The organism is Phreatobacter sp., from assembly GCF_016793595.1.
In the GTDB taxonomy this organism is placed as follows: Bacteria; Pseudomonadota; Alphaproteobacteria; order Rhizobiales; family Phreatobacteraceae; genus Phreatobacter.
Genome location: NZ_JAEULY010000027.1, coordinates 80,058 through 93,099, shown reverse-complemented (window position 1 = coordinate 93,099; position 13,042 = coordinate 80,058). Strand labels below are relative to the sequence as shown.

Genomic DNA, 13,042 nt, shown 5'->3' with positions numbered 1-13,042 from the left:
GCGCCACCGCCATCGAGTACGGCCTGATCGCCGCCGGCATCGCCGCCGTCGTCATCGTCGCGGTCAACACCATGGGCACCAACACGCTCAACGCCTTCAACAAGGTCAACACGAACTTCAAGCAGTGATCTGACGATCGCTGGTTGGTTCAGGCCCGTCGCTCCGCAAGGAGCGGCGGGTTTTTTGCATTGAGGTGTCCGTTGCGCGTGACGGCGGGCTTCGGCCCTCAGGCCGCCGCCAACCGCTTCTCCACCAGCCGCGCATAGAGCGTCGCGGCATAGGGCAGGAGCTTGTCGTTATAGTCGTAGGCGGGGTTGTGGACCGGGGCTGAATCGCCGTTGCCGATGTTGATATAGGCGCCCGGCACCTTCTCCAGCATGAACGAGAAGTCCTCGGAGGCCATAATCAGGTCGCGGTTGCGGTTGACGTTGGCTTCGCCCGCGATCTCGGCGGCGACATCGGCGATGAAGGCGGTTTCGGCGTCGGTATTGACCAGCGGCGCGAAGATGACGCGGAAATCGACCTCGGCCTGGCAGCCGAAGCCGGTCGCAACGCCGGTCGCGATGCGCTTCATGTTGGTGCGGATGATCTCCAGCGCCTCCGGCTTGAACCAGCGGGCCGTGCCGCGCAGATGTGCCTCGTTCGGGATGACGTTGTAGGCGTCGCCGCCCTCGATCCGGGTGATCGAGATGACCGCGCCGTCAACGGCGGGCACGTTGCGCGAGACGATGGACTGCATGGCGGTCGCGACGTGGCAGGCGGCCAGCACCGGGTCGATGCCGAGTTCGGGATGGGCGCCATGCGAGCCCTTGCCCTCGATGCGGATGTCGAAAAAGGCGCCGCCCGCCATCATCGGGCCGGGGCGGATCGAGAACTTCCCGACGGCGAGGCGCGGCGTGTTGTGGTAGCCGAACACCGCGTCGCAGGGGAAACGCTCGAACAGCCCGTCCGCCAGCATGGCGCGTGCGCCGCCGACGCCTTCCTCGGCCGGCTGGAAGATCAGATTGACCGTGCCGTCGAAATTCTTCGTCTCGGCGAGATATTGGGCCGCGCCAAGGAGGCTCGCCGTGTGGCCGTCATGGCCGCAGGCATGCATGCGGTTCTCGGTCTTCGAACGGTAGGGGAGCTGCGTCGCCTCCTGCATGGGCAGCGCGTCCATGTCGCAGCGAAGCCCGATGGTGCGGCCGGACGAGCCGACCTTCAGGCGGCCGACGACGCCGGTCTTGCCGACATTGCGGTGAACCTCGTAGCCCCAGGACGCCAGTTTCTCCGCGACGATGGCGGAGGTGCGCTGTTCCTCGAAACCGACCTCCGGATGGGTGTGGAAATCGTGCCGCCAGGCGGTCATCTCGGGGTGGATATTGGCAATCTGGTCGAGGATCGGCATGGCTTTGCTCGTCGTCGGGTGGCCCTGGAGGGGCGGCCCTGGAAGGGGCGCGAGCCTAGCCCGGCTCCGATCCGCTGACCACGGCCGGCAATGCCGCGCCCGGCGGGCTAGCCATGCATTGCCGCGGCAGGTGCGCGCCGCCAGAATGCCGCGGCAAACCGCGTCGCCCAGCGAGCCGCCATGGAACCCTGCGACCTCTCCGCTCTCGACGCCCGTGCCCTGATCGGCGCGAAGAAACTGTCAGCCCGGGAACTGCTGGAAAGCTGCCTCGCCCGCATGGATGCCGTCGACCCCGCCGTGAACTGCATGGTGGCGCGCGACGACGCGGCGGCGCGGCGCGCGGCGCTGGCGGCGGACGAATTGACGGCGCGCGGCGAGCCACTCGGGCCCCTTCATGGCCTGCCGGTCGGCGTCAAGGATCTGGAGAACACGAGGGGCCTGCGAACGACCTATGGCAGCGTCATCTTCAGGGATTTCGTGCCCGAGGAAGACCAGCTCATCGTCCGCGCCGTGCGCGAGGCGGGCGCGATCGTCGCCGGCAAGACCAATACGCCGGAATGGGGTGCCGGGGCCAATACCCGCAATGCCGTCTATGGCGCGACCGGCAATCCGTTCGACCCCGCGAAATCGGCGGCGGGCTCGTCCGGCGGCTCGGGCGTTGCGCTCGCGACCGGCATGGTGCCGATCGCCACGGGGTCGGACACCGGCGGCTCGCTGCGCAATCCCGCCGCGTTCAATGGGATTGTCGGCTTCCGCCCGTCGCCCGGCCTCGTGCCGAGCGACAAGCGCCCGCTTGGCTGGAATCCCTTGAGCGTGCTCGGCCCCATGGCGCGCACCGTGCCGGATCTCTGCCTGCTGCTCTCGACCATGGTGTCGGACGATGCCTGCGACCCGCTGGCCACCACGATCTTCGGCCAGACGGTGCGCCGCGCGGGGGATTTCGCCGCGCCTCGTGCCATCGACCTTGCTTCGCTCAGGGTGGCGGTGACGCCGGATTTCGGCTTCACGCCGACGGAGCGGCACATTCGCGAGGTTTTCGCCGAGAAGGTCGGCCTGTTCGGCCACGCCTTCGCGGCGGTCGAGGAAGCCACGCCTGATTGCGCCGGCACCGACGAGACTTTCGAGGTCCTGCGCGCGGTGGCCTTCATGGCCGGCATGTACGAGCGGGTCAGGGACACGCCCGAGCTGGTCGGGCCGAACGTGCGGGCCAATGTCGAGGAGGGCCTGCGCTATTCGGCTCTCGACGTGACGCGCGCCCTGAAGCAGCAGACGGTGCTCTACAAGAACTGGCAGCGCTTCTTCGAGCGCTTCGACGTGATCCTCTCGCCTGCCGTGACGCTGAGCCCGAGGCCCTGGTCGGAGCTCTATCCCGCCGAGATCGACGGTGCGCCGACCCGCACCTATTTCCACTGGCTGGCCAATGCCTATGCGGTGACGACGGTCGGACATCCCGCGATTTCGCTGCCCGTCGGCCTCGACCGGAACGGCATGCCCTTCGGCCTGCAGATCGTCGGACCGCGCGGCGGCGACGCGAAGGTGCTGGCGGTGGCCGCCGCGCTGGAAAAGCTGCTCGCGGACGATGCGCGCACCTGCCGCCCGGTGCCGGATATCGCGAAGCTGAAGGCCACGCCGCCGATCAGCGCCACGCCCGGCTTCATGGGCTTCGACTGATCGCCGCTTCGCTTGCATTCCGGGCACAAGGCGGCACGATGACATTGGAAATGGGGGAGGAGCCCGATCATGGACCGCAGGACTTTGCTGAAGGGCGCGGCGACCGGTGCCGGATTGATCGCCGCCCCGGCCCTGGCCCAGGACTGGCGCGCCTCGACCATGCGCTTCATTCCGCAGGCGAACCTGTCCTCGCTCGATCCGATCTGGACGACGGCCACCGTCACCAACAACCACGGCTATTACGTCTATGACACGCTCTATGGCGCGGACATGGACTTCAAGCCGCAGCCGCAGATGGCCGAGAGCCACGAGATTCTCGACAACGGCCTGCGCTGGCGGTTCAAGCTGCGCGCCGGGCTGAAGTTCCATGACGGTGAGGCCGTGAGGTCGGCCGACTGCATCGCCAGCATCATGCGCTGGACCCAGCGCGACGCCTTCGGACAGCTGGTCGGCCGGGTCGTGGAGGGGTGGCAGGTCATCGACGACCGGACCTTCGATCTTCGTCTCAAGCGAGCCTTTCCGCTGCTGCTCGACGCGCTCGGCAAGCCCGACACGCCGGCTTTCATCATGCCCGAGCGCCACGCGAAGACCGAGGCGACCCGGCAGGTGACGGAAATGATCGGTTCCGGGCCCTACCGCTTCATGCCGGGCGAGTTCAATTCCGGCAGCCGGGTGGTCTACGAGAAATTCGCCGACTATGTGCCGCGCTCCGGACCGGCGAGCCGCGGCGCCGGTGGCAAGGTCGCGCATTTCCCGCGCATCGAGTGGCACATCATTCCCGACCCCTCGACTGCGGCCAACGCGCTCACGCGCGGCGAGGTCGACTGGTGGGAGCGCCCGCCGGCCGACCTGCAGCCGCTGCTGGCCCGCTCGCGCGATGTCGTGCGCGAGGTCATCGACGCCTCGGGCCGCGTCGCGATCATGCGGCTCAACCACCTTCAGGCGCCGTTCAACAACGTCAAGGTGCGTCAGGCCGTCCGGATGGCGGCGATGCAGGAAGACTATATGCGCGGCTCGCAGGGCAACGACACCTCGGCCTGGCAGCTGTGCCGCAGCCTCTGGCCGCGCGGCACGGCCTATTATTCCGGCGAGCAGGAAGACCTCATGCCGCAGTCGATCGCCAAGGCCGCCGAGGCGTTGAAGGCTTCCGGCTATGGCGGCGAAAAGGTCGTGATCATCAACCCGACCGATTTCCCGGATATCGGCCCGCTCGGCCAGGTCAGCGCCGACATCCTCCAGAAGATCGGCCTGAACGTCGAACTGGCGGAGACCGACTGGGGCACGGTCATCCAGCGGCGCAACAGCCGCGAGCCGACCGACAAGGGCGGCTGGAGCATCTTCCACACCACCGGGCCGGCGCCCGGCTGGGGCACGCCCGCCACCTCGCTGCTGGTGCGGGGGCAGGGCGCGCGCGGCTGGTTCGGCTGGTGGGACAGCCCGAAGGCCGAGGCCCTGACGGAGGAATGGCTGTTCGCGCCGGACGAAGCCGGCCAGCAAAAGGCGGCGCGCGAGCTGGGACGGCTGGCGCTGGAGGAGGTGGCGACCGTGCCGCTCGGCCAGTTCACGCTCAAGACGGCCTATCGCCGGACGCTGACCGGCATGCCCCACGGCTCGGCACCCTATCCATGGAGCCTCCGGCGGGCGTGAACCGGTCGCCAGAGCGCCGCGTCAGATCGCGGCGCCGTTCTGGATGGGATTCGTGGCGGGTGGGGCGGTGGCAGCTGCCACCGTGTCGATGATGCCGCGCGCGATCTCGCGCTCGCCCATGATCACCGTGCCGGCGCCGAGCGCCGTGAGGTGATCGACCTCGGCATCCGAATGGGCGCGGGCGATGATCGGCAGGTCGGGCTTGGCCGTCTTCGCCATCTCGATGATGTGCCCGGCCTCGAAGGCGTTCGGAATGGCGACGATCAGCCGCCGGGCGCCCGCCACATTGGCGCACCGGAGGATGTCGGCATTGGCGGCATTGCCGGCGATCGTCTCGATCCGCTCGCCGCGCAGTCTCGCCTGCGGCCTGTCGGCGTCCTCGACGACGAGGAAGGGCAGGCCCCTGGCCTTCAGCGCCTCGCCGACGAGGCTGCCGACGCGGCCGAAGCCGACGAGGATCGTATGGTCGGACAGCGCCGTGACGGCCGGCGGCTCGTCGCTGGTCGGCTGGCCGGTTGGCGGCTGTGGAGCGGGCTCCGGCGCGCCATCGGCCGGAACAGGGACGGGAGCCGCGGGTTCCGGCCTGGGCGCGCGCGTGTCGAGGAAGCGCCGCAGCCGATCGACGCCGGCAAAGACCGCCGGATTCAGCATGATCGACAGGAGTGCGCCCGCGAGGATCAGATCGCGCGCGCGCTCGGGCAGGAGCTTCAGGTGAACGCCGAGCTCGGCGAGGATGAACGAGAACTCGCCGATCTGCGCCAGCGAGGCCGAGATCGTCAGCGCGGTCGCGGCCGGATAGCGGAAGGCCACGACGATCAGGAAGGCCGCGATCGACTTGCCGACCACGATGATGAACAGCGTTGCGAGGATCGGCCAGGCCTCGGTGACAAGGCTCATCGGGTTGAACAGCATGCCGACCGAGACGAAGAACAGCACCGAGAAGGCGTCGCGCAGCGGCAGGGATTCCTCCGCCGCGCGGTGGCTGAGTTCCGACTCGCTCATGATCATGCCGGCGAAAAAGGCGCCCAGCGCGAAGGAGACGCCGAACAGCTTGGCGGCGCCGAAGGCGACGCCGAGCGCGATGGCCAGCACAGCGAGACGGAACAGCTCGCGCGATCCGGTATGGGCCACGTAGTGCAGCACCCAGGGGATGACCTGCCGGCCGACCACCAGCATCAGCGCGACGAAGCCCGCGACCTTGATGAAGGTCAGCGCAAGGATGCCGCCGACGCCGAGATTGAGCCATTGCACGATCGGGTCGGAGGCGGCCGTCGCCTGCGCCTGGCCGCCGAGCAAGCTCGATAGCGCCGGCAGCAGAACCAGCGCCAGCACCATGGCGATGTCTTCGACGATCAGCCAGCCGACCGCGATGCGCCCGCGCTCTGTCTCCACGAGACGACGTTCCTGCAGCGCCCGCAGCAGCACGACCGTCGAGGCGACCGACAGGGCGAGGCCGAAGACGAGACCCGCGCCGTGGCTCCAGCCGAGCGCCATCGCCAGCGTCCAGCCCATGACGGTGGCGACGGCGATCTGCACCACCGCTCCGGGAATGGCGATCGCCCGCACCGACATCAGGTCCTTCAGCGAGAAGTGCAGGCCGACGCCGAACATCAGCAGGATCACGCCCATCTCGGCGAGTTCGGTACCAAGCTTCTGATCCGCGACGAAACCGGGCGTGTACGGCCCGACAAGGATGCCGGCGAACAGGTAGCCGACCAGCGTCGGCAGTCTCAGCCGGTTGGCGATGGCGCCGAAGACGAATGCCAGCCCGAGGCCCGCGACGATAGTGGCGATCAGGGGCGTGTCATGCGGCATCGTACGGTCCGGGGCCTCGCGTCATGGGTGGGGGGAGGATCGGTCCGTGCGGCCGATGCGACCATTATTATGGGGAGCCGGTGGTCCGCCGCGCAAGAAAAGCTGCGCGGCCGATGGCCGCGGCGGCCCTCGAATGAAGGACGAAGGCGCGTTCTGCTGTTGCATGAATGAGACAGATGTCCGGGGAAGGGCCTCTCGCGCCGTGCGATCGACCGGCATCGCCGCGCCCGAGGACGGTAGCAATATACAGTAGTTGGCTCTCACTCCGCGCACGCCACCAATCTCTTGGCCAGACAGGTTTTGAGACATTGGCGCGACCTTGAGTAATAGCAAATTGTATTCCGATAATGTTTTATTAAAGAACATAAAAATCACACGAATGTGATTCGTTCATAGGTACGAAAGGCAAAAAGTGAATAAGATCGATAATGATCGTTGATGGCATAAAGTAATTGATAGAAGAAAATACGAGCGGTGGCGCATTAATGTTAATCTCGAATCCTCGCGGGCATCATTGACGCTTGGTTACATTCTCCGTCACAACTCGCGCGGAAAACACAGGCGCTTGGTAATCCGGGGCCCGGCACGGGCGAAAAGCGCGCACGCTTGGGGGACGACGAATGATGCGAACTGGTCTCGCGTATGCTGCATCCATTCTGGCCATCTGCATGGCCGCACCGGCGGCGCAGTCGGCCGATCTCGGGGTTCCGCGCGCACCGGTGGCCGCCGAGGTGATGGCGAGCGGCTTCACCTGGACGGCCGTCTATGGCGGCCTTCATGCCGGCTACGGCTTTGCCAACACGGCGATCTCGGTTCCCGGTGCCTTCGGGTTCTCGGGAATCGGCTCCAACGGCTGGCTGGTCGGCGGCAAGATCGGCGCGGACTATCAGTTCGCCCAGCGCTGGGTGGCCGGCGTCCTGGCCGAGGGCAACCTGCAAGGCATCGACACCGTGATCGGCATCGGCGGTGTCGGCAACGTCAAGTTCTCCGGTGATCGCCGCTGGGCGATCCGCGGCCGGCTCGGCTACCTGCTGACGCCCGAGACCATGCTCTATGTGACCGGCGGCTTCACGCAGGGCCGCACGACCTTCTCGGCGCCCGGCGGCCTCGGCAGCGTCAGCTTCTCGGCCAACGGCTGGCAGATCGGCGGCGGTGTCGAGACGCGGCTGTCCGGCAACTGGTTCATGTATGCCGAGTATATCCATACCTTCTCGAACAGCTTCGGCCAGTTCGCGCCGCTCTCGGTGAAGCCGACCTCCGGCACGGCGCGGATCGGCATCAACTACCGCTTCGGCGGCGGCAGCCTCTATCCGACCTTCGCGGCGCCCACGCGCCGCAACTGGAGCGGCTTCTTCGCGGGCGTCCAGGCGGGCTACGGCTTCGGCAATACGACGATCTCCGCGCCGCCGGCCTTCAGCTTCCGTGGTATCGGCTCGCAGGGCGTCACCGGCGGCGTGCTGGCGGGCTATGATCATCAGTTCGCGGGCATGAACATCGTGGCCGGTCTCGAGGGCGATGCCAGCCTGTCCGACATCAAGACGACGATCAGCGGCGTGGGCGCCTCGGCCTCGATCGGATCGGACTGGAATATCGGGCTGCGCGCCCGTCTCGGCTACGTCATGGGCGGCTCGATCATGCCCTATGTCTCGGCAGGCTATGGCTGGACCCACGTGAAGACCTCGGGCCTCGGCGGCGGCTTCACCCAGTCGCTTTCGGGCTTCCAGCTCGGAGCCGGCGTCGAGACCATGCTCACCGCCAATGTCGCGCTGCGCGCCGAGTACATCCATCAGTTCAACAGTTCGCGCGACCTCGTACCGGGCATTCTGCGGACCCGCACCGACAACGGTCGCGCCCGCGTCGGCATCACCTACAAGTTCGGAGGGGAGGATGCCGCGGTCGTGGCTCGCTACTGAGCCGATACCGCGCCATCCACCGAACGGAGAGGCCGCCTGCGGGCGGCCTTTTCTGTTGGCGCATGCCGGTCGCCGCGTGACCGCCGGGAGGCGGCATGCGCGCCGACAGCGCGGTGCCTCATTCGCCGTGATGCGGGTGGGGACTTGCCAAGACAGAATAAATAATCTCTCTATCGGCAGCATATGTCGGCGACGTAGAATAATTATCTCGCACGGCGATGCGGATCGCAATTTTCTGCTTCCAGGCCGGACCGAGACAAAATGGACGCCATTGACCGCAAGATCCTGACGATTCTTCAGGACGATTCGACCATATCAATCGCCGAACTCGCCGAGCGGGTGCATCTGTCCCAGACGCCGTGCTGGAAGCGCATCCAGAAGCTCGAGGCCAATGGCTATATCCTGAAGCGCGTGGCGCTGGTTTCGCCGGAGAAGCTGGGTCTCGGCCTCACCGTCTTCGTCTCGATCGAGACATCGGACCATTCGCGCGAGTGGCTCGGCCGTTTCGCCGAAACCGTCGCGGCGCTGCCGGAGGTGATGGAATTCTACCGGATGGCCGGCGATGTCGACTACATGCTCCGCGTGGTGGTTACCGACATGGCTGCCTATGACGCCTTCTATAAGCGGCTGATCGAGACGATCCCGCTGAAGAATGTCACGTCGCGCTTCGCCATGGAGCGGATCAAGTCGACCACGGCCTATGCGGTGCCGGCCTTGCCGAAGCCCTGAGGGCCTGTTGCGCGAGGGGGCATGTCGCGGGATTCGGCGGCCGATATTCGCCGGGTCTCCGAATAGACCCCGATACCGCGAATCCATGGTCGGTCATGCGCCCTGCGCCGGTATCCGGATGGCGAAACGGCATCGCCTGGCGGGGAGGCGGCGCGGCGCCCCCCGGTGAGCGCCCCGCTCCGGTGTTAACATTCACGGAACGGTGAATGTTCGATTTTCCTAAAACAGATCAGGCTCTTGTGAGTTGGATCGGGCGGCTCGCCGTGGTTAAGGGGGCCGTGGCCTTCCTGCAACACTCCCCACCAAAGGCTCGTCGGGGGCGGTGGAAGGCGGTTGTTTCGATTGATCGGCGCGGAACCATCGGTAATGGTGACCCTGCGACGAAGGGGGGCACCCCGGTCGCACCGCCCTTTTGGGGTCGAACGGCAAATGCCACGACAGCAAACAGGCGGCCATCGGGGAATAACGGGCCAGAAGCCTTCCGGGAAACCGGCAGTCAGACGGAACCCCATGCTCCCTCAGGAGAAACTTTGGAGGTCTAAACAATGAAGACGGTTAAGAGCCTTCTTCTCGGCGCTGCCACAGGCTTTATCAGCCTGACGGGCGCTCAGGCGGCTGATCTCCCGGGCAAGGCGGCCCCTGCGGAATATGTTCGCATCTGCGATACGTATGGCGCGGGCTTCTTCTTCATCCCGGGCACCGACACCTGCCTTCGCATCGGCGGCTTCGTCCGTGCGGACTACAATTTCCTCAGCAACCCGAATGGGGGCGTGCAGGGGACAGCGCTCGATCCGCGTCTCGCGACCAGCGGCTACGACGCGAACTACTCGACCAGCATCCGCCTGACGCTGTTCACGGATGCCCGCTCGAACACCGAGTACGGCCTGCTCCGTGCCTTCGGCCAGTTCTCGGCTTACCGGGCCGCGCTGGCAGCCTCCGGTCCGACCTCGGATACCCAGATCAACTCCGGCGTCGGTCAGTCGCAGCGTCAGTCGAACATCAGCGTTGAACGCGCCTTCATCCAGTTCGCCGGGTTCACGTTCGGCTTCTCGGCGTCGTTCTTCAACTTCTACCAGGGTGACGTTTCGTTTGCCCGTCCGTTCGGCGCGACGGCCGTCTCGACGACGGTTCTCGCCTACACCGCCACGTTTGGTTCGGGCTTCTCGGCCACCGTGTCGCTGGAAGACGGCGTCTATCGCCGTGTCGGCAATCAGGACGCTTATGTCGTGACCGCCGCTGCGGTACCGGCCTCGTCGACCGTTCAGCGTCCGCTGTCGGGCGCCTACGGCCTGACCTACGGTGCAAACCAGATCCCGGACATCGTCGCAAACCTGCGCGTCGATCAGGGCTGGGGCTCGGCTCAGCTCATGGGCGCGCTGCATCAGCTGCGTGACTACGGCTATGGCAGCAACCTCGTCGGCGGCACGGGCACGACGGTCGGCACCGCCAATTACGGCGCTCCGGCCATTCGCGCGGGCGACAAGTGGGGCTGGGCGATCGGCGCAGGCGTCCGCCTGAATCTCGACATGCTCGCCCGCGGCGACGTGCTGTGGCTGCAGGCTGTCTACTCGGACGGCGCGCTGGATTACGCTTTCTCGACGGCGAACCAGGGCGGCGACCGCCAGGGCATCTTCGGCGCCGGCAATCGTGCCTCGCCGAACAGCCTGATGAGCCAGCTTCGCGATGCCGCGGTCATCACCGCGGGCGGCGCGACCTCGATCCAGACGACGAAGGCCTGGTCGATCACGGCAGGCTTCCGCCACTTCTGGACACCGGCCCTGCGCTCGGCGATCTTCGGCGGCTACTCCAACATCGACCAGCCCGGCCTCTCGCTGCTGCCGGACGTCAAGTACTGGCAGGTCGGCGTGAATACGATCTGGTCGCCGGTTCGTAACCTCGACCTCGGTATCGAGCTCGTCTACCACAACATCAACTCGCGCACCCAGGCCGGCGCGCCGCTGCCCTTCGGTGCTTCGACCTACGGCGTCAACACGACGCCCGGCCGCACCACGGAAGGCGTCTGGACCGGCACGGTTCGCGCGCAGCGTAACTTCTGATAGCGCCAAATCGCTCTGCAATAAGGATGGCCCCCGGCACTGCCGGGGGCCATTTTCGTTGTAAACCGTCAGGTTTTTGAGGTGCTCGCCGGCCTCAAGCCGGACTCTGGATCTTCTGCATTTCAACCGCCATGACCTTCAGGGCCACGCTGCCATACCGCCTGGCCGTCGTCGCTTGCGCATGTCCAACGATGGCGTCGGCGATCTTTTCCGGCACCCCCGCGGCAAAGGCCTTTTCCTTGAACCAGTGGCGCCAAGCGTGATTGGGATCGCGCTTATGCTCCCTGCCGATTTCCAGCCCAAGCGTATGTAACCACTCGGTAACCCGGCGGATGGTGGAACGGGCGGGATTGTAGCGTGCCAGCGAGCCGGGATCGAGCGGATTGCTCAGCGATGGCTTGAATGCATCCATAGGGGCGGGCGCGAAGAAAAGCCGGTCGCGCTCCAGGCGCTCGACGAAATCGATGAAACCGCGGGAAAGAATGGCCGGGTGGATCGGTACCAGCCGCTCGGACGCCGCAGTCTTGATCGGCCCGGCCTGCCTGGAAATCCGAAGCGCCCAGCAACCCTCGATCTCGACGACATCGGAAGTGCGCAGGTTGGCGATTGTCGCCACACGACTACCGGTAAAGGCGGTAAGCCAGGGAATCCACCGCCGCGAGGCTATGGACTGCCGATCGGCCGCCTGAAGGATGGTGCGGGCCTGGTCATCGCTGAACGCAAGCATCCTGCTCTGCGTCGCGAGCCGCGCCAGCTTGAAGCGGATTCCCTGGGTTGGATCTGACGCAAGAATTTGCTGCTCCACGGCGAAATGGAACAGTGCGCGTATCGCGGCAAAGTCCGCATGACGTGCCGTTCGGATGTTGCGCCCTGACCGGATCAGGTGGTCTCGATAGTCCCGGACATCTTGCGCAGAGACGGTTGCTAGCTCGTCATGGCCGAGATGGTCGACGAACCGGCTGATCAACAGATGCCAATAGGGCGGCGTCGTGGGGGCACCGTCGAGCGCAAGATGGTGAGCGCGCCAAAGTTCGAATGTGTCGAGAATGCGTGGGCCGGAAGCGTTACTGGACGCTGTAAAACGGGGTTCAGAATCGGGCAGGGACGCTGCAGCGCTTTCGACTAACGATGATTCCTCTGCAGTTGCGCTTACGACCTGAAGAGAGATGGCCGCAGCAAAATACTTGGCTTCCTGCAGGGATTGGCAAGGCAACGGGAGCGGGATCGAGCGATTGATGGTCACCGGAAAAGCTACTCCATCGACGCGCACGCAGATGGTAGCTCCCTGATATCGGGTGAGCCGTGCTTCAGTCAGCGGCAGGCTGAAATGATAGCCGCCGTCTGAGGCAATGGTGATCTCGGGAAGGGCCATGCTGGACTGCAGCAACACCTTGAACCTCGCAACGCAACAAACAAAGGACCGCCGGCTTGGCCAATCACACTGACGCGATCGTTACCTGGCCGAAGGCTGGCAATGAGACGATGGCCGTCAGGGCCGTCTGATTGACTGGGAAACGGTAGAAAGGCCGGTGTCGCGCCTCAACAAACGGCGAGTTGAAAGGTAAGTCGAATTATTGCCGGCCAGCAACACAGCATAAGCATAAAGGCCTATCGTAGGAACAAGGGCGGATTTTGAGGGTCGCGGGTACCGGGGGGAATGTGCTTCTCGGGCAATTGTGGTGAGAGCGTCGGGATGTTGCGTTCTCGCCAACGCGCGGGACTCCGACGAAGCGCTTCTTTCGATCAAATTAGCTGACGTGTGTTATTGCGCATGCGTTCAAAAACACGCATTGCGTGTATTACGAAATATGTCAAAATATAAC

The 13,042-nt window shown here is 65.6% G+C and carries 9 protein-coding genes; 6 read left to right on the top strand and 3 right to left on the bottom strand.

The window, feature by feature from the left end:
• Nucleotides 1-128 (top strand): Flp family type IVb pilin (locus JNK84_RS22020; RefSeq protein WP_293428288.1); only part of this gene is annotated, 128 nt, incomplete at its 5' end.
• Nucleotides 129-226: 98 nt separating this feature from the next.
• Here the strand turns inward: JNK84_RS22020 and JNK84_RS22015 are convergent.
• Complete coding sequence (locus tag JNK84_RS22015) at nucleotides 227-1,387, bottom strand: M20 aminoacylase family protein (protein ID WP_293428278.1); 1,161 nt, start codon at nucleotides 1,385-1,387, stop codon at nucleotides 227-229.
• A gap of 180 nt (nucleotides 1,388-1,567) precedes the next feature.
• On the opposite strand from JNK84_RS22015, the gene JNK84_RS22010 reads away from it, so the two are divergent.
• Both JNK84_RS22010 and JNK84_RS22005 read left to right on the top strand, forming a co-directional pair.
• Complete coding sequence (locus JNK84_RS22010; protein ID WP_293428276.1) at nucleotides 1,568-3,058, top strand: amidase; 1,491 nt, start codon at nucleotides 1,568-1,570, stop codon at nucleotides 3,056-3,058.
• 69 nt (nucleotides 3,059-3,127) lie between these two features.
• The gene (locus JNK84_RS22005) at nucleotides 3,128-4,705 is read left to right on the top strand and encodes an ABC transporter substrate-binding protein (RefSeq protein WP_293428274.1); all 1,578 of its coding nucleotides are present in this window, start codon (nucleotides 3,128-3,130) and stop codon (nucleotides 4,703-4,705) included.
• A gap of 21 nt (nucleotides 4,706-4,726) precedes the next feature.
• Here the strand turns inward: JNK84_RS22005 and JNK84_RS22000 are convergent, their stop codons facing one another.
• Nucleotides 4,727-6,520, bottom strand: a complete 1,794-nt coding sequence (locus JNK84_RS22000; protein ID WP_293428272.1) for a cation:proton antiporter domain-containing protein — start codon at nucleotides 6,518-6,520, stop codon at nucleotides 4,727-4,729.
• A 668-nt stretch (nucleotides 6,521-7,188) separates the two neighbouring features.
• Between JNK84_RS22000 and JNK84_RS21995 the strand changes: the two genes are divergently transcribed.
• From JNK84_RS21995 to JNK84_RS21985, 3 genes are all read left to right on the top strand, one after another.
• Nucleotides 7,189-8,433 (top strand): outer membrane protein, encoded by a 1,245-nt coding sequence (locus JNK84_RS21995; protein ID WP_367272380.1) that lies wholly within the window; start codon nucleotides 7,189-7,191, stop codon nucleotides 8,431-8,433.
• A 261-nt stretch (nucleotides 8,434-8,694) separates the two neighbouring features.
• Nucleotides 8,695-9,162, top strand: a complete 468-nt coding sequence (locus JNK84_RS21990) for an Lrp/AsnC family transcriptional regulator (RefSeq protein ID WP_293428270.1) — start codon at nucleotides 8,695-8,697, stop codon at nucleotides 9,160-9,162.
• A gap of 545 nt (nucleotides 9,163-9,707) precedes the next feature.
• Nucleotides 9,708-11,219, top strand: coding sequence for a porin (locus JNK84_RS21985; protein WP_293428268.1), 1,512 nt, complete (start codon nucleotides 9,708-9,710; stop codon nucleotides 11,217-11,219).
• A gap of 94 nt (nucleotides 11,220-11,313) precedes the next feature.
• On the opposite strand, the gene JNK84_RS21980 is transcribed toward JNK84_RS21985, so the two are convergent.
• Nucleotides 11,314-12,591, bottom strand: a complete 1,278-nt coding sequence (locus JNK84_RS21980) for a tyrosine-type recombinase/integrase (protein ID WP_293428266.1) — start codon at nucleotides 12,589-12,591, stop codon at nucleotides 11,314-11,316.
• Nucleotides 12,592-13,042: the final 451 nt, after the last annotated feature.

Bases quoted from the DNA above. Each gene is read 5' to 3' on its own strand.
- JNK84_RS22015 (WP_293428278.1), bottom strand. From the start codon at position 1,387: ATGCCGATCCTCGACCAGATTGCCAATATCCACCCCGAGATGACCGCC.
- JNK84_RS22010 (WP_293428276.1), top strand. From the start codon at position 1,568: ATGGAACCCTGCGACCTCTCCGCTCTCGACGCCCGTGCCCTGATCGGC.
- JNK84_RS22005 (WP_293428274.1), top strand. From the start codon at position 3,128: ATGGACCGCAGGACTTTGCTGAAGGGCGCGGCGACCGGTGCCGGATTG.
- JNK84_RS22000 (WP_293428272.1), bottom strand. From the start codon at position 6,520: ATGCCGCATGACACGCCCCTGATCGCCACTATCGTCGCGGGCCTCGGG.
- JNK84_RS21995 (WP_367272380.1), top strand. From the start codon at position 7,189: ATGGCCGCACCGGCGGCGCAGTCGGCCGATCTCGGGGTTCCGCGCGCA.
- JNK84_RS21990 (WP_293428270.1), top strand. From the start codon at position 8,695: ATGGACGCCATTGACCGCAAGATCCTGACGATTCTTCAGGACGATTCG.
- JNK84_RS21985 (WP_293428268.1), top strand. From the start codon at position 9,708: ATGAAGACGGTTAAGAGCCTTCTTCTCGGCGCTGCCACAGGCTTTATC.
- JNK84_RS21980 (WP_293428266.1), bottom strand. From the start codon at position 12,591: ATGGCCCTTCCCGAGATCACCATTGCCTCAGACGGCGGCTATCATTTC.